Origin of the sequence: Pseudomonas sp. NFACC08-1, from assembly GCF_900106735.1 — a bacterium.
GTDB classification, from domain to species: domain Bacteria; phylum Pseudomonadota; class Gammaproteobacteria; order Pseudomonadales; family Pseudomonadaceae; genus Aquipseudomonas; species Aquipseudomonas fluorescens_Q.
Map to the genome: position 1 here is coordinate 510,121 of NZ_FNNL01000001.1, position 14,288 is coordinate 524,408.

Annotated in this window: 19 protein-coding genes; 5 read left to right on the plus strand and 14 right to left on the minus strand. The window is 62.2% G+C overall.

All coding sequences use genetic code 11. The features are described from left to right. The first annotated feature begins 1 nt into the window (after window position 1). From sctS to BLU76_RS31425, 4 genes are all read left to right on the plus strand, one after another. On the plus strand, window positions 2-256 hold the full coding sequence (sctS, locus tag BLU76_RS02345; RefSeq protein WP_003206603.1) for a type III secretion system export apparatus subunit SctS: 255 nt from the start codon (window positions 2-4) through the stop codon (window positions 254-256). After that, window positions 256-1,053, plus strand: coding sequence for a type III secretion system export apparatus subunit SctT (gene sctT, locus BLU76_RS02350; protein WP_063323919.1), 798 nt, complete (start codon window positions 256-258; stop codon window positions 1,051-1,053). Before sctS ends, sctT begins: the two co-directional genes overlap by 1 nt. Window positions 1,054-1,068: 15 nt before the next feature. Beyond that, complete coding sequence (gene sctU, locus BLU76_RS02355) at window positions 1,069-2,169, plus strand: type III secretion system export apparatus subunit SctU (RefSeq protein ID WP_063323920.1); 1,101 nt, start codon at window positions 1,069-1,071, stop codon at window positions 2,167-2,169. A 117-nt stretch (window positions 2,170-2,286) separates the two neighbouring features. Beyond that, window positions 2,287-2,805 carry a type III effector gene (locus BLU76_RS31425; RefSeq protein ID WP_170846014.1) on the plus strand — a complete coding sequence of 173 codons (519 nt, stop codon included), beginning with the start codon at window positions 2,287-2,289 and terminating at the stop codon, window positions 2,803-2,805. A gap of 124 nt (window positions 2,806-2,929) precedes the next feature. Here the strand turns inward: BLU76_RS31425 and BLU76_RS02365 are convergent, their stop codons facing one another. The 14 genes from BLU76_RS02365 to BLU76_RS02430 all read right to left on the minus strand — a co-directional run bounded on the left by BLU76_RS02365 (window position 2,930) and on the right by BLU76_RS02430 (window position 13,230). Then, complete coding sequence (locus tag BLU76_RS02365; RefSeq protein ID WP_092149063.1) at window positions 2,930-3,379, minus strand: type III secretion system chaperone; 450 nt, start codon at window positions 3,377-3,379, stop codon at window positions 2,930-2,932. Window positions 3,380-3,585: 206 nt separating this feature from the next. Further along, window positions 3,586-3,963 (minus strand): hypothetical protein, encoded by a 378-nt coding sequence (locus BLU76_RS02370; RefSeq protein ID WP_063323922.1) that lies wholly within the window; start codon window positions 3,961-3,963, stop codon window positions 3,586-3,588. Window positions 3,964-3,969: 6 nt separating this feature from the next. Beyond that, the gene (hrpT, locus tag BLU76_RS02375; protein WP_063323923.1) at window positions 3,970-4,179 is read right to left on the minus strand and encodes an HrpT family type III secretion system protein; all 210 of its coding nucleotides are present in this window, start codon (window positions 4,177-4,179) and stop codon (window positions 3,970-3,972) included. Continuing rightward, a complete protein-coding gene (gene sctC, locus BLU76_RS02380; RefSeq protein WP_092149060.1) occupies window positions 4,176-6,326 on the minus strand; it encodes a type III secretion system outer membrane ring subunit SctC in 2,151 nt (716 codons plus the stop codon). Before sctC ends, hrpT begins: the two co-directional genes overlap by 4 nt. Continuing rightward, entirely contained in the window at window positions 6,319-6,756 is a 438-nt protein-coding gene (locus tag BLU76_RS02385) for a type III secretion system chaperone (RefSeq protein ID WP_092149057.1), read from the minus strand. The genes sctC and BLU76_RS02385 overlap by 8 nt, the downstream gene beginning before the upstream one ends. Further along, entirely contained in the window at window positions 6,743-6,967 is a 225-nt protein-coding gene (locus tag BLU76_RS02390; protein WP_014340714.1) for a type III secretion protein, read from the minus strand. Before BLU76_RS02390 ends, BLU76_RS02385 begins: the two co-directional genes overlap by 14 nt. Window positions 6,968-7,567: 600 nt before the next feature. After that, window positions 7,568-8,161 (minus strand): type III secretion system stator protein SctL, encoded by a 594-nt coding sequence (gene sctL / locus BLU76_RS02395; RefSeq protein WP_092221370.1) that lies wholly within the window; start codon window positions 8,159-8,161, stop codon window positions 7,568-7,570. Next, window positions 8,139-8,729 (minus strand): type III secretion protein, encoded by a 591-nt coding sequence (locus BLU76_RS02400; RefSeq protein WP_092221372.1) that lies wholly within the window; start codon window positions 8,727-8,729, stop codon window positions 8,139-8,141. The genes sctL and BLU76_RS02400 overlap by 23 nt, the downstream gene beginning before the upstream one ends. Further along, window positions 8,726-9,613 (minus strand): type III secretion system inner membrane ring lipoprotein SctJ, encoded by an 888-nt coding sequence (gene sctJ, locus BLU76_RS02405; RefSeq protein ID WP_092221374.1) that lies wholly within the window; start codon window positions 9,611-9,613, stop codon window positions 8,726-8,728. The genes BLU76_RS02400 and sctJ overlap by 4 nt, the downstream gene beginning before the upstream one ends. A gap of 14 nt (window positions 9,614-9,627) precedes the next feature. Continuing rightward, a complete protein-coding gene (gene sctI, locus BLU76_RS02410; protein ID WP_092221376.1) occupies window positions 9,628-10,002 on the minus strand; it encodes a type III secretion system inner rod subunit SctI in 375 nt (124 codons plus the stop codon). Between the two features lie 52 nt (window positions 10,003-10,054). Further along, a complete protein-coding gene (locus tag BLU76_RS02415) occupies window positions 10,055-10,966 on the minus strand; it encodes a type III secretion protein (RefSeq protein ID WP_170867263.1) in 912 nt (303 codons plus the stop codon). A 59-nt stretch (window positions 10,967-11,025) separates the two neighbouring features. Continuing rightward, on the minus strand, window positions 11,026-11,235 hold the full coding sequence (locus BLU76_RS02420) for a type III secretion system major pilin HrpA (RefSeq protein ID WP_003177441.1): 210 nt from the start codon (window positions 11,233-11,235) through the stop codon (window positions 11,026-11,028). 93 nt (window positions 11,236-11,328) lie between these two features. After that, window positions 11,329-12,252, minus strand: a complete 924-nt coding sequence (locus BLU76_RS02425; protein ID WP_063323931.1) for a sigma 54-interacting transcriptional regulator — start codon at window positions 12,250-12,252, stop codon at window positions 11,329-11,331. A gap of 402 nt (window positions 12,253-12,654) precedes the next feature. Next, window positions 12,655-13,230: a DUF6436 domain-containing protein gene (locus BLU76_RS02430; protein ID WP_092150006.1), complete on the minus strand. Its 576-nt coding sequence runs from the start codon at window positions 13,228-13,230 to the stop codon at window positions 12,655-12,657. Between the two features lie 108 nt (window positions 13,231-13,338). Here BLU76_RS02430 and BLU76_RS02435 point away from each other — a divergent pair, with 108 nt between their 5' ends. After that, a complete protein-coding gene (locus BLU76_RS02435) occupies window positions 13,339-14,286 on the plus strand; it encodes a phospholipase BipL (RefSeq protein ID WP_092150009.1) in 948 nt (315 codons plus the stop codon). Window positions 14,287-14,288: the final 2 nt, after the last annotated feature.

Consider the following 14,288-nt stretch of genomic DNA (forward strand, 5'->3'; position numbering starts at 1 on the left):
GATGGACGCGCTGACGTTGTTTAAGGAAGGCATGCTGCTGGTGGTCCTGCTCTCCGCACCGCCCTTGATCGTTGCGGTGATCGTCGGTGTACTGACGTCCCTGGTGCAGGCCTTGATGCAGATCCAGGACCAGACCTTGCCCTTCGGCATCAAGCTGGTGGCGGTCGGGCTGACCTTGCTGGTGACGGGCCGCTGGATCGGTGTGGAGCTGCTTGGACTGTTGCGTCGGGCATTCGAAATGATGGCCAATACCTGATGACGGCCCAGGCTTTCGTCCCGTATTTCGACTTGCTGCTGTCGATCGCGCTCGGCATGGCGCGGATTTACCCGGTCGCTTACCTGGTCCCGGTGTTTTGCTTCCAGCACCTGCGAGGCTTGCCGCGCCATGCCGTTGTGTTTGCCCTGGGCATGTTGCCGGCGCCCGGTATTCGCCAGGCGCTGATCGATGCCCAGGTCAATTGGTTGTCGCTGGCCGGGTTGATGTTCAAGGAGCTGGTGCTGGGCTTCTTGCTCGGGGTGCTGTTGGCGATGCCGTTCTGGTTGTATGAGTCGGTGGGCGCCTTGTTGGACAACCAGCGCGGTGCGCTCATCGGTGGCCAGTTGAATCCGGCGCTCGGCACCGACACCACGCCCCTGGGCCTCTTGTTCAAGGAGATGACGATCTTGCTGCTGGTCACCACCCTGGGCATTGGCACGTTGACCCAGGTGATCTGGGACAGCTACCTGGTGTGGTCGCCCACCGTTTGGTTTCCATTGCCTGGCGCGGATGGCTTCGGCGTGTTTCTCGGGCTGCTCGCCGAAATGTTCATGCACATGATGCTCTACGCGGCGCCCTTTATCGGCTTGCTGTTGCTGGTGGAGTTCAGCCTGGCGCTGCTCAGTCTGTATAGCCCGCAATTGCAGGTGTTCGTCCTCGCCATGCCGGCCAAGAGCCTGATTGGCCTGGGCTTCCTGCTGTTCTACCTGCCCACGCTGTGGGACGCGATGACTGGCCGTCTTGGTCGCTATGGCGAAATCCGGCATCTGCTTCACCTGTTGTTGCAGGCGCCCTGAAGGAGGGCTTCGCCCATGAGCGAAGACAGTGGCGAAAAGACCAAGCGGGCGACGCCGAAGAAAATTCGCGACGCGCGCAACAAAGGCCAGGTCGGCCAAAGCCAGGACTTGAGCAGCCTGCTGGTGCTTGCGGCGATCACCGAAGTGGCATTGACCCAGGCCGACGACAGCATGCAGGCCTTGGGGGACATGGTGGCATTCCCGCTGCATCGGCTGGATGTCGACTTCGTGCGTGCCTTCGAGGAAACCTTGGCCCACGCCGGTGGCGTGCTGCTCAACTTCACCTTGATGACCGTAGGGTTGGCGATCGTCACGCGCCTGGTGGCTGGTTGGATACAGTTCGGTTTCCTGTTCGCCCCCGAGGCCCTTCAGCCGGACCCGAACCGCTTGAACCCGATGAACCAGGCCAAACAGATGTTCTCCGGCCAGGCGCTGATCAACCTGTTCATGGGGCTGGTCAAGGCCGTGTTTATCGGCACCGTGATTTATCTGGTGACCCTGCCGGCACTCGGGTCGTTGATCAGCCTGGTCAACGGCGACCTGCACAGCTATTGGCGCGGGCTGGCCAGCCTGTTTCGGCACATCATGCACATTTGCCTGGGTGTATTGCTGGTGCTGGCGATCCTCGACTTCGGCCTGCAGAAATATTTCTTCGCCAAGCGCCTGCGCATGAGCGAGGAGGAAGTGCGCAAGGAGTTCAAGGAAATGGAAGGCGACCCCCACGTAAAAATGCATCGCCGCAGCCTGGCCCGGCAATTGGTCGACCAGCCCGTCAACAAAGAGACCAAGCCGGTGGAAGACGCCGACATGCTGGTGGTCAACCCCACCCACTTTGCCGTCGCGCTGTTGTATCGTCCCGAGGAAACGCCGCTGCCGCAGTTGATCGTCAAAGGCGTCGATGCCGAGGCCCGGGCGCTGATCGAGCGGGCCAAGGCGGCCCGGGTTCCGGTCATCCAGTGCATCTGGCTGGCGCGCACGATCTACCGTGAAGATGTCGGCGGCTACATCCCCCGGGAAACGCTCCAGGCGGTCGCCCACATTTATCGGGTGTTGCGCGAACTGGATGACGAGGCCAAGGGCGAGGTCATCGAGATTCCGGAATTGAACCAGCGTTGAGGTCGATGGAACCGATGCATACGCGGTTGCCACTCAGGGAGTGAGCCAGGCTCGTCCGCAGGATGCGGCCTGCCGACAGTGCCCACCACACAGACCATCGACTCGTGGAGGATTCCCATGCCCGAACCCAGTTCCCTGACGAGCCCCTTAAGGGGCACAGGTGCCCTGCACGGCACCGACAGCTTATCGCCATCGCGCTCCCCTTCGCTGAGCCAGCGACCTCGTGAGGCGCAGCAGCGCGAAGGCACCCAAAGCCTGCATGGCCGGGGACGTTCCTCCTCGACGCCACCGGCAATGCATCAGCGTGGCCGCCCCCGAGCGCGGGACGCCAATCACGCGGCGCCGTCGAATGACACGCAACCGCTGAATGACACGCAAACGTCCAGTCCCGCTTCGGAATCTCGCACGCCGGACTCTTTCATGCGCGAGATGGAAACCCGTCAAAAGCAGTTGATGGAAAAGCAGTTCGAGATGCAGATGGGGATGGAAGAGCGCCAGAGCACCATGATGCTCATTAAAAGCTCCGCCGACATGGCCAAGTTGATGAGCGATACGGTGACGGAGGTCACCAAGGGCTTCATGGACAGTGCAAGGAAAGTCATGCAGGAGGGGGGCGAAGCGATGAAGCTTCGATAAAGCGATGAGCCCACATAAAGCGGCGCAGGAGCTGTCGAGTGCAACGAGGCTGCGATCTTTTCAATGACACTTGAATTTCAAGCGAAAGATCAAGAGATCGCAGGCTTCGCCAGCTTCTACAGGGTTAGCCCAGTCGGGTGCGGTTGGTGTTGAGCGAGGCCGGACGAGGGCTGCCCGGCGGTGCAGGCACCGCCAAGCGCGCCCGAATGTCGCCGACCTGGGCGACGAAACCGACGATCCAATGGCAGAACCGCGCCTCGTCGAGCATCGCCAGCGGACAATGGGCACACAAGCGAACGCTGCCCTTATCGTCCAGGGCCAGCCAGCTGCCGCCGAGCAGATCCAATCGAAAATTGAGTTCCAGCAGCCGCTTGTGCAATCCGGGCGCGTGGGCAGGTACATCGATGGAGCTATGGAGGATGGCGACATCGCCGTGATCGGGCAATTCGATGACCACGGCTTCGCGGTTGCTCGCGTCATACAGCGCGCACACGCCACCTTCCAACTGCAAGTGCGCATGCAAATGTTCCGCGAGGGCCGAGATCAAGCGCTGGGCAAGCGGTGCGACGGTCATGGAAAACCTCTCTCATAAAGTCTCTGGATGAATCACTGTGGCGAGGGAGCTTGCTCCCGCTGGGCTGCGCAGCGGCCCCAAAACCATTCAACGCGGTGCACCGGGAGATACCGTTTGCGGTAGTTTTTACGACTGCTGCGCAGCCGAGCGGGAGCAAGCTCCCTCGCCACGGGTTCAGTGTTGCTCCTGGGTGAACAGCATTGCCCTCAATACGTGGCCGAGTAATCATCGAGGTCTTCCAGGCCCAGCAGCGACAGCTGACGGGACTGGATTTCATCAAGCAGCTCAGTGGATAGCGGCGCGTCGGGCAGCGCCTGCCAGACCACGAGTGCCCGCTGCGGATCGAGAAATACGAACAGCTGCGCGTAGTCGGCCGGCTGGGCGAAACGCCGTTCGAGGGCATGCTGGATCTGGTTTGCACGCAGCGCCTGGCTTTGTATTTGTAAGGCGAGCCCCACGCTGTGTGGCTCGCGTCGCAGACAGAACTCAATGCCTGGGGCTATTTCCCAATACGTCGCGATGCCGGCGATGATGTTCTTCTGGAAGGCCTGGCGAGTGCTTACGCTGTGTACCGAAAAAGACATAGCGTTTCAGTTCTCCAATGGGACGACCGTATGGTCCAGTGGGTGTTCGGGGGAGCCAAGGCCGCCGCGCATGCCGGGTGACCACCAGATCACCAGCCGACCGTTGTCCGGTTCGGCGCGGCTGCAGGCATCGCCCTGGCAGCCTGAGCGGTACGCGCAGCCGGCGAACACCGGCAGGCTCAGCAATAAAACGAGCAGCAGTGGCGTGCGACTCATGGCAGGGTCCTCGCGCTGGTTTGCAGAAGAGAAGGGCGCTCGCCGCCTGGCGTGCGTGTGGGTTGTTTCATGACCACGAACACTTCCGTTTCCTCACCGGGCTCAAGCCATACCTTCGGCCAGGCGGAGGTGGCCAGGGCCCAGCGGCTACCGCAACTCGCTTCGTCGAAGCGCAACCTTTGCTGGCCATCGTTGCGTACCACGCCGACGGCGATGCCGTAATCGGGGCCGGCGAACCATTGGGCCCGGGCAGCGTCCAGCGATAGCCCGGGTTGCAACGCGCACAATGTGTCGGGCGAATAAGGAATCGACGCCGCTTGCTTGAACGTGGCCGGAATGTTGCCGTCGGCGAGTTGGGCGAGCACATCGCTGACCTCGATACGACCGACGGGGCGGGTGCCGTTGCGACGCTCTTCCAGGCGGGCCATGGCGCTGTCGACCTGTTCGCGGTCAAGGGCGGAGATGTAGCGGGCCGGGTCGACCTGGTCACCGATCAGGCGAGGCGTCAGGATGAACACCCGTTCGCGGCGACTGGTCTCGCGCGTGGTCGAGGAAAACAGCAGCGGCCCGATCAGCGGGATGCGACCCAGCCATGGCACTCGTTCGAGGTTGTCGCCGGTCTCTTCGGTATGAAAACCGCCTACCACCAATGACCGGCTTTCCCCCATGACAGCCTGGGTGCTGACCACGCCCCGGCGCACGCTGGGCGTCTGCTGGCCGACTTCCGAGGGTTCGATGCGGCCGTCCTCGATGTCCAGGGACATCTGGATCTGATTGCGGCCCCCGGTCTCGATGGCATGGGGCACGACCTGCAAGCTGGTGCCTGCCGTGATGGGCTCGACGGTGGCTACGCGCTCGCCGATGGCCGAGATGTACTCGGTCCGGCTGAAGTCGATGACCGCCGGCTGGTTCTCCAGGGTCAGTACCGAAGGGTTTGCCACCACCGAGGCCAGGCCACGGCCCTCCAAGGCCCGCAGTTGCGCGGAAAAATCGCCGTAGTCCTGAATGAACACCGTCGAGCTGGCACCAGGGCGAATCATCGAGGCGCCGCCGATCAGATCGCCGCTCTCGACGTTCCAGTTCGAGGCCAGCTCAGCCAGTTGCGTGCGGTCGATGTCGAGGATGATCGCATCGATTTCCACCAGCTTGCGCGGCACGTCCACATCGCGAATCAGCGGCGTGTAGATTTCCCGTCGCTTGGGTGCGTCGTAGATGAGCACCGCGTTGTTGCGCACGTCGGCTTCGACGCGGATCTTGCCCCGAGCGCCTGCACCGCTGTTCGCGCCGGACGGTACACGGCTGGTGTTCGGCCGACCCATGCCGTTCAACGCCAACTGTTCGATATTGCCCATGGTCATGGACTGCTGGGTCTGCATGTTCTGGAACGATGCTTGGGGCGAGGCCGTCTGCATGCCCCCCGACACGGCGCTGCGACTTTCCAGCAAGCCTTTCAGGATGCTGGCGACCCCGGGGATGACCAGCGTTTCGCCGCGGTACTTGACGTTGCGGTCGGCGGCGGTGGCATAGCGCAGCGGAAAACTGATCACTTCCTGCTTTTCCTCGGGGGTCTTGCGCGCTTCGGCAAACTGCGCCACCAAGCGCACATAGCGTTCCGGGCCGGAGACCAGGACCACGCCTTCGTCGGGTAACTCACCCCAGCCGAAGCGCGGATCCAGCAGGCCGATGTCGGTCAAGGCTTGCTTCATGTCCGGCACGGCATCGGCGGACACTTCCAGGCGCGTGGAGTCCTGGTTCTGCAAGGGGCTGACGTACAGCGTGTTGCCATACATGAACCACTGGAAGCGATTTTCCAGGCCGAGCCTGTCGAGGAACGCCTGGGGACTTTCGGCGCGCATCCGCCCGTCGACGGTGCCTTTCACCGTGCCGTCGATTACCAGTTGCACGGCGAAGGTATTGGCGAAGTCGCCGAGTACCTTGGCCAGCGGTGTGTTCTGGGCGTCGTAGGCGTAAGGCGTGTTCTTCCAGTCGGTCGGTATGGCCGCCTCTGCCGGCATGCCAGCGCCAAGCGCGCCGGCCAATACCAGTGCGATCAGCGAAGGTTTCGCCCAGCGGCGTGCGATCGACTGGCGAAGGTGTACCTTGCCTGCGGTCATCAAGCGGTACGGTGCAAGCCACCTGTTAGGCATGGCGGATTCCTGTTCCGAGCAAGTGAGAGTGCGAGAGGCGTCGCGCCACAGGCGCGGCAACGGCACGTTGGTCTTTATTGAGAATGGATTGCCAGGTGTCACGCTGGTTGAGCAGTGCTTCGAGTACCTCGATCAAGTCGTCGATGTGCCCGTCCAGCGGCACTTGCGCCAGCAGCCACAACCGACCGTCTTGCGGCGAACGAGCCAGCGCGCCGGGAAATCGCGAGAGGCTTGGGTGCGCCAGCCGAAGCAGGTCTTCCAGAACCACCTCATGGGTCACCGGGACGGTCAGTTCGACCGATGCCAGCAGGCCTTCGTCGAGCTTGCTGAACGTTGCTTCGCCATCGTCGATGACAACGGTGAACCGCTCCGGGCCATCGACGTTGGCGTTCCAGCGGGTGAGCTGTGTGCGCAGCTCATGGCATTGCATCGATGATCGCCTTGGCGAGGTTGTGATGGGCTGTGGTCTGTTGAGTCGCTGCGTTCACCGCGACGGACATGCCGTTCATGCTGGTCAGGAATGAGTGCATGTCGTCGAGCGACTGACTTTCTGCTGCGTTCATCGCAGCGTTGTTGACGTTGTCGGTCGCGCGTTGGAAGTAGGTGTCGAGGCGGCGCTGGACGGCATCGGTGGAAGACATGGGCGGTTCCTCTGGGCTTGGGCATATTCACGAGGTGAGTGGTGCCTGTGCGGTTGGCGGTTCCGCGTGAATGAGGAAAAAAATGGGCGTCGGGATGTGGGGCGCGGTTCTCTTGTGTGGGCTTGCTCGCGATGGCGGCCTGACAGCCGGCCATGCTCTTGTTGACTGCGTACATATCCATTGCTGCGGTAACGGCCACTTAGGGTTCCGCCCTGACGGCGGCTCACTTTTGAGAAGCGCAAAAGTAAGCAAAACGCTTTTTGCCCCACCACTCGGTGCCTCGCTTAGGCTCGGCATGCCCGAACGCAGGCATTGCTCCGTGGGCCGCCGCGAAGGGCCATCCATGGCCCAGCGCGGCTAACCCGGCATCCATGCCGGGTTGCCCACTGCGCAATACCTGCGTTCGGCCAGCGTGGTTAACGGGGCGCCGAGATCAACGTCCACCGCGAGGCGGCCTTATAGCCGACCTGGTTCTGGGTGATCGTGTTTCTCCTGTGGGATCACAGGTATGGCAGTCACCAACAATCCTCTGTGGGATCACAGGTATGGCAGTCACCACCAATCCTCTGTGGGAGCGAGCTTGCTCGCGAAGGCGACGGGTCAGCTTGCGGTGATGGGTTGTGGTTCGGGCAGGCGTAGGGTTTCGACGGCGGTGGGCCAGTCGAGCAGGTATGTACCGCCCGGCGTTTCCAGCTTCAGTTGATGTCGTTCCATGTCGACATCGGCCACCGGCGTCCAGGGGCGTCGGCCGTCGATGCCCAGGCTCTGGGTCAGGCTTGCCAGGTCTTCAGGATGACAGCGAAGGGTGGCGCTGACCGGGTCGTCCTGACGCGACGCCAGTTGGCGGACGAGTGCATCGATGCGTGCCTGCTCCGGGACTTCGTTCAACAGCGTCCCCAGGGCCTCGTTGACCACGTGTGCAGCACTCGTCTCGATTCGCTCCCACATGGCTTGACGCTGGGCTTCCCAGGCGGCGAGTACGGTTTCGGCCTTTTCCCAGAATTGTGCTTGAGCCTCGAGCACGGTCGCGTCCGCCTCTGCGCTGGCGCGTTCAAGCAATTGCGCGGCCTGCGCCTGGGCCTGCTCGAGGATGACCTGTGCGCGGGCACAATCGACCAGGGTTTCGCGAGCGATGTAGGGCTGCGACAGGCCTTGGCCATCGGGGCGCAGTTCAAGCGAACGCCGAGCGAGCATCGTGTCTCTCCGTTTGGATAGGTGCCGAGGGTGCCAGGCTTTGCTCAGCTTTCCAGCAGGCGGACTGCCAAAGCGTATTCAGCTTGGCGGCTGGCGGTTGAGGGGCGGGTGCCGATTCGATGGCGATGATTCTGTCGCGTGGGAACGCCAGGCGCGCCCGTTCCCAGGCCTGTTCGCCCAGCCAGGCACGCAGCAGGGCGAGCGGATCCTGGTCTTGTTCGAGCCAGTGTCCCGGGCGCAGGGCTTTGGCTGTGCGCTCGCACCAGGCCCGGTCCTGCACCGAAAGTGCCTGTGTTGCCGTTAACGGTGCGCAGGTGCTTGCCACCAATTCGCAGGCAAGGACCAAGGTCCGGGGCGTGCCGCAGAACAGCGATTGCAGCGCCGGGCTGGGTTGGGGGGGCGTGCACGGCGTCATACCGAAGTTGCGGGCAAGCGCGGCATGCTGCGCTCGGGCGAGGGCGTCGATCTGTGGCGCGGTCAGCAGGCAAAGCGCTGACGAATACCAGCCCCGGTCTGCTTCGCGCCAGGCGAGGGTCCACCAGCGAACCCATGCAATCTCCGCCGTCATGCGGCGGTCCCGTTATGGTCGGGTTTGGTCCCTGGGTTTTTCACGGCGAACAGCCCAGGTGTCATGCTGTTTTGGGGGGCGGCGGGCGTCCCGGCCGGTTTGGTGAGCGTGCGATCGAGAAATCGTGGCAGTACCAACACGCCGTTGCGCCACAGCCGATAGAGGCCATACAAGACGCCCATCAGGATGGCGAGCAAGGTGATACTTGCCGTCACGGTCACCGCCCGCCAATAGCCGATGTCGTCGGCCTGCATGAGGAAGGGGCCGAAATACGCCATCTTGCGCCGTTCCTGATACGGCGCGGCGGGAACGAATACCACCGATAGCTTGGCCGGATTCTGGGCGGCGTCAGCCATGCCGGGAATCCCGCTGGCGACCAGGTTGCGCACGCGCGGGGTGATGCTGTCGGGGTCCAGCGCACGGGTATGCTTGATAAACACCGAGGCCGATGCGGGTTGGACCGGCTCACCCGGGGCCACCCGTTCCGGCAGGACCACATGGACCCGGGCGAGCACCACGCCATCTATTTGTGACAGCGTCGATTCGAGCTCCTGGGACAGCGCATAGATGTAGCGGGCACGCTCCTCCATCGGCGTGGAAATGACCCCTTCCTTGCGGAAGATCTCCCCCAGGCTGGAACGTGAGCGACGCGGCAGGCCGGCGGCTTCGAGTACCTGGACGGCGCTGTTCATGTCGGCAGGCTCGACCAGCACGGTCAACCCGTCTTTGTCGACTTGCTTGCTCGCCTCCACGTTCTTGTTCGCCAACTCGGCGATCACTTCGTTGGCATCCTGCTCGGAAAGATGGCTGTGCAGTGCCGTCCGTTCGTCGCAACCGGTGAGCAGCAGGCACAGCAACAGTGTCGAGAACGCGCGCTTGGACATGACCGGCCTTCCCTTTACTGAAGATTGGTGAGCTTCTCGATGGCCTGGGAGCCTTTGCTGACCACTTTCGCGGTCATCAGGCTTTCCAGGTGGAAGGACGACAGTGAGCGGTTCGACTGCAACATGTCCTGCGGGTCGGCAGTGCGGATGGCCTTGAGCATGTCCCGGTTGGCGCGGTCGTCCAGGCGCTGCAGTTCACCGGAGCGGCTCGACAGCGAGTCAATGATGCGTGCCGCGACATTGTTTTCGCTGTTCGGGGCGGGGGCTTTTTCGCGCATTTGTGCAGTGAACCAACTGACATCGCTGGTCTCGGCGCTCGCTTGTGTCTTGGCGCTCGTTTTGGCGGACGTGGAGGCGAGGTTGCTGGGGTCGATGGCGTGTATGTCCACGGAATGTCTCCTGTTTCAACGGTCGGTTTGAAAACTCAAAGTTCAGGTGCCTTCAGGCACACATCAGCCTCAAGACGTTGCGAGCGCTACCGGTGACGCTCAGGTGAAACTCGATTTCTTCCCGGTTGCGCCGGGCACGCGGACGCGGCGGGGCTTGCTGGCCGGCCAGGCGGGCGAGGGCGAAGTCCAGCTCTTCCAGGGCAAGTTGGAACAACCGGGTTTCGCGAGCATCCAGCGCGGTGCCGCGGGCAATGCGTTCGGTCCATGTCCACCGTTCTGCGTCGAGGGTCGCTGGCGGGGGATAGCGCGTCGGGTGCTGGTCCATGAACGCGGCGATCTCGAACAACAGGTCCTGGTCGTCTGGTTCATACCGCGCCTGGCCGTCACCTTCGTCGATGTCCAGCAGCGTCAGCAGTTTCCTGCGGCCCAGGACCGCGATGATCTTGAGCAGCAGCGACAGGCTCGCGTCATGACGACTGCGCCGCGTGGCGTGATCGCCCTCGATCTCCCAGGCGCCGAACAGCGCGCCGCAGAAGGGGTTGTTGGCATTGCCGAAATCGCTTTGGCTGTCGACATCGTTGTCACCGATGGGCTGCCGGCGATAGGCGAACATCTGGGCCAGATCGTTGAACAGGTCTTCATTGGAATAGGCGTCATCGATATCGACGTCGAGATTGGAGCCGGTGCCGCTGTTGATTTCTTCGAGGATGTCTTCCAGTACCAGGCGCAAAGGGTCTTGGGTCTCTGCGGCGAATCCGTCCTGGGGGCTCGGCCAACCAGGTCGAGACTGTCCGCCCGCCGAACCCTTTTCGTTGCCCCACTGGACGAGCGACTCTCGCAACCGGTCGCCGGCTCCGTGCAGCGTCAGGTGCAGGCTTGGCGGAGTCGGCGCAGGACGCAGCGTGGGTTCGTCATGGGACAGGTCCCTGAGAGCTCGAAGGCTGTCTGGCAAGTCGATGTGCATAGGGCCTCCTCGCATCGCGCTTGAGGTTACCCCGCCGGAGCGGGGCTGAAGCGAGAGGGTCAGAATCGTATGTTTTTCGAGGCCTCCCCCATGGCGGTGATGGCTTTGGTTGCGGTGTCCATCGACCCTGCCGCGATTGCGTTCATGGTGTCAGCGACCAGTTTCTTCTGGTCGAATTCGGATTTCATGGTTGTCATCGCAGCCGAGGTCGCGTCCATCTGCTGCATGGCAGCCGTGGAAGCCGCGAGAGAAAGTCCACCAAAACTCATAGTCGTATCTCCGGGTTGTGGAATGGCGAGACGATCGTGAGCGTCTCGTTGGTTAAGTGGCGGCCGTTGCGTAAACGGTTCCACCGATCCCACTCAACTCGTCGATATTTGCAGGCACTTCATCCGGTAATACAGCGTGCGCCGGGCGATACCCAGTTCGGCGATGACCTTGTCGATGCAATGATGGTGGCGGCGCATGCAGTCCTCGATGAGGATTTTTTCGAACTGCTGCAGGTGTTCTTTCAACTTGAGTGTCGAGCTGCTGTGTTCCAATTGCTCGGCGCGGGGCAGTGCCGGCAAGCCGAGTACGTACCGCTTGGCGGCGGACTGCAGCTCGCGGATGTTGCCAGGCCAGGCGTAGCCGAGCAGTTGGCGCAACAGCGCTGGCGACGGCGCGACGTAGGGCCGGTCAAGTGCCTGGGCTTCCCGGCGCACCAGCGACTGGAACAGCGGCACGATGCGCTCCTTGCGGCTGCGCAGTGGCGGCAGCTTGAGGCTGATGATGTTCAGGCGAAAATAAAGGTCCCTGCGAAACTCGCCACGTTCGACCATTTCTCCCAGCGGGCACTGGGCGGAGGCGATCACTCGCATGTTCACCGGGATGTTCTGGGTCGAGCCCAGGCGCTGGACCGTCCTGGATTCCAGGACTCGCAGCAGCTTGGCTTGCAGGCCCAACGGCATGCTGTCGATTTCGTCCAGGTACAGCGTGCCGTTATGTGCGGCTTCGACGAACCCCGCGCGATTTTGGCTGGCCCCGGTAAATGCGCCGGTGTTGGCCCCGAAGAGCTGGCTCTCGGCGAGGGTTTCGGGAATGGCGGCGCAGTTGATGGCCACGAACTTGCCGGAGCAGCCGGACATGCGATGGATCTTTTCTGCCAGCGTGTCTTTACCGGTACCCGTCTCGCCGCGCAGCAACACATCGATCATGAGCGGAGCGACGCATTGGACGAACGCCTCGAGGTTGAGGGCATCTTCTTTATAGGGATTGGAAAGTGCAGCGCATAGCAGCTTTTGCATCACTGACGATTCCATTTCTTGTTTGGTTAGAAGGGTCGACAAGTTGAACGATGAAAAGGCGTGTGAAACTTCCTCGAGTTGGCGCCGCCGCGCGACTGCACAGTAATAAACATTTTGCTGGTCACGAGGTTTAGAGAAGAGATTAAAAAAAAGTTCATGCCGGCACGGCCGCTGTTAATCGATTCAGCTAAACGGTCAACCGGGCTGAAATGCCCTGAACAACCCGTCTGGCATGGGGCACAGGCCGAAAATGAGCGGTGATGGCGTCGTTTGGAAAAATTGGATCCGACAAACGGTTCAGCCCAGGCCCTTACTTTGAGCAAGAGCTCTAGAAGCGAGCACTAGTCTCAACTTTGTCGCCGCCCAAGAGGGGTAGGTGTAATACGCGTTGTAGTTAATTCGTCAGTTTGAAACCGCCCATGGGCAATAACAGCCCACCGCCAACGTGTGTGTCGCACTAACTTCCCGGCCGACACTCAACGCCTCGAGAATCGGCTCGATGAAGCTGTTGTTCGAGTTGCAGGTCAGGCCTTCGCTGTAGGGGCCGAAGTACGCCAGTTTGCCGCTGCGATCCCAGATCGCTACGGCCGGGCTTGCAGGAATCTGGCTTGAACCGGGGAGCGCCGGGAGGGTTTTCAAGTGGCTCAACGTGGCCGGCAGCTGACCTTGGCTGCCGGCTTTTTGTACCGCATAAAACTCGACGCCTTGCGGTACATATTTATCGACCAACTCGGCAAGGTGTTGCTGGTTGCCGACGTTGCACGGGCACGCCGGGTCCCAGAAATGCACCAGGCGTATTGCGCCGGGGCCGGCCAGATCGGCAGGCAGGCGCAGCGGGTCGCCGGAAAACACCGCGGTGTGTTGGCTGAAAGCGCGCAGGAAACGGCCTTGGAACCAGTCGTAGGCTATCCACAATACGACGGCGCATCCGAGGGCGAGCAGGCTGGCGAGCAAGGCTGTGCGGTGGGACGGGCGCATGGAGTCGATCCTCTGAAGCCGCGTAGCTTGCCATGCCTGCCGCGACAGATGAATATCGCAGGCCTACAAAGTCTATTTCGCGCGATGCGCCTATGCCTGGAAATCTTGATGCCTGCCACTTTCGCCCCCGATCTCCTGCGTGCCAGCCTGAAGCCGCTGGCCCAGTGGCAAGCCCTGTCCGAGCAAGCCCAGGCCTACCAGCGGTTCTATGGCCTGGACTTTCCCCAACGCAGCGTGCGCAAGGGATTGGGGCGTTTCGAGGTGGGTGGGTATGAGCTGGTCAGCCAGGTCTGGTGGCCGGAAAAAGCCGTGGCGACCTTGTTTGTGTTCCACGGTTATTACGATCACATGGGGCTGTATCGCCACTTGATCGAGTGGGCTCTGGAGCAGAAGTTCGCGGTGATCGCTTGTGATCTGCCGGGCCACGGCCTGTCCAGTGGCGAGCGCGCCAGCATCGAGGATTTTGCCGAGTACCAGGCCACCCTGCAGGGCCTGTTGGCCGAGGCCGGGACACTCGACCTGCCGCAACCCTGGCACCTGTGCGGGCAAAGCACCGGCGGGGCCATTGTCGTCGATCACGTGCTCAACCAGGGCGCACAGAGCCCGGCCCAGGGCCAGGTCATCCTGCTGTCACCCCTGGTGCGGCCACGGGCCTGGGGCTGGTCGCGCCTGAGTTATTACCTGCTCAAACCCTTCGTAAGGGGGATTGCCCGACGTTTCAGCGAGAACTCCACCGACCCGGACTTCCTGCCGTTCCTGCAAGCCGACCCGCTGCAACCACTACGCCTGCCCACCGCCTGGGTGGGCGCGTTGGGGCAATGGATCAAGCGTATCGAAGCCGCCCCGAGCAGCCCGCGCCAGCCATTGATCGTGCAGGGACAGGCGGACATGACGGTGGATTGGGTGCACAACCTGCAAGTGCTACGCAGCAAGTTCGATCGGCCGCAGGTGTTGATGTTGCCCGAGGGACGCCATCACTTGGCGAATGAGGCGCTGGCTTTGCGGCAGGAGATGTTTGGATTTTTGACGAAGCGGATGAGCCGGGTTCGGCGGTGACC

What these genes read in the sequence shown, in the direction of transcription:
- sctC (WP_092149060.1), bottom strand. Translation starts at nt 6,326, where the DNA reads ATGCCTAACAGGTGGCTTGCACCGTACCGCTTGATGACCGCAGGCAAG.
- BLU76_RS02400 (WP_092221372.1), bottom strand. Translation starts at nt 8,729, where the DNA reads ATGACGGCGGAGATTGCATGGGTTCGCTGGTGGACCCTCGCCTGGCGC.
- sctS (WP_003206603.1), top strand. Translation starts at nt 2, where the DNA reads ATGGACGCGCTGACGTTGTTTAAGGAAGGCATGCTGCTGGTGGTCCTG.
- sctL (WP_092221370.1), bottom strand. Translation starts at nt 8,161, where the DNA reads ATGCTCGCTCGGCGTTCGCTTGAACTGCGCCCCGATGGCCAAGGCCTG.
- BLU76_RS31425 (WP_170846014.1), top strand. Translation starts at nt 2,287, where the DNA reads ATGCCCGAACCCAGTTCCCTGACGAGCCCCTTAAGGGGCACAGGTGCC.
- BLU76_RS02430 (WP_092150006.1), bottom strand. Translation starts at nt 13,230, where the DNA reads ATGCGCCCGTCCCACCGCACAGCCTTGCTCGCCAGCCTGCTCGCCCTC.
- BLU76_RS02415 (WP_170867263.1), bottom strand. Translation starts at nt 10,966, where the DNA reads ATGCACATCGACTTGCCAGACAGCCTTCGAGCTCTCAGGGACCTGTCC.
- hrpT (WP_063323923.1), bottom strand. Translation starts at nt 4,179, where the DNA reads ATGAGTCGCACGCCACTGCTGCTCGTTTTATTGCTGAGCCTGCCGGTG.
- BLU76_RS02385 (WP_092149057.1), bottom strand. Translation starts at nt 6,756, where the DNA reads ATGCAATGCCATGAGCTGCGCACACAGCTCACCCGCTGGAACGCCAAC.
- BLU76_RS02425 (WP_063323931.1), bottom strand. Translation starts at nt 12,252, where the DNA reads ATGCAAAAGCTGCTATGCGCTGCACTTTCCAATCCCTATAAAGAAGAT.
- sctT (WP_063323919.1), top strand. Translation starts at nt 256, where the DNA reads ATGACGGCCCAGGCTTTCGTCCCGTATTTCGACTTGCTGCTGTCGATC.
- sctU (WP_063323920.1), top strand. Translation starts at nt 1,069, where the DNA reads ATGAGCGAAGACAGTGGCGAAAAGACCAAGCGGGCGACGCCGAAGAAA.
- BLU76_RS02390 (WP_014340714.1), bottom strand. Translation starts at nt 6,967, where the DNA reads ATGTCTTCCACCGATGCCGTCCAGCGCCGCCTCGACACCTACTTCCAA.
- BLU76_RS02370 (WP_063323922.1), bottom strand. Translation starts at nt 3,963, where the DNA reads ATGTCTTTTTCGGTACACAGCGTAAGCACTCGCCAGGCCTTCCAGAAG.
- sctJ (WP_092221374.1), bottom strand. Translation starts at nt 9,613, where the DNA reads ATGTCCAAGCGCGCGTTCTCGACACTGTTGCTGTGCCTGCTGCTCACC.
- BLU76_RS02365 (WP_092149063.1), bottom strand. Translation starts at nt 3,379, where the DNA reads ATGACCGTCGCACCGCTTGCCCAGCGCTTGATCTCGGCCCTCGCGGAA.
- BLU76_RS02435 (WP_092150009.1), top strand. Translation starts at nt 13,339, where the DNA reads ATGCCTGCCACTTTCGCCCCCGATCTCCTGCGTGCCAGCCTGAAGCCG.
- BLU76_RS02420 (WP_003177441.1), bottom strand. Translation starts at nt 11,235, where the DNA reads ATGAGTTTTGGTGGACTTTCTCTCGCGGCTTCCACGGCTGCCATGCAG.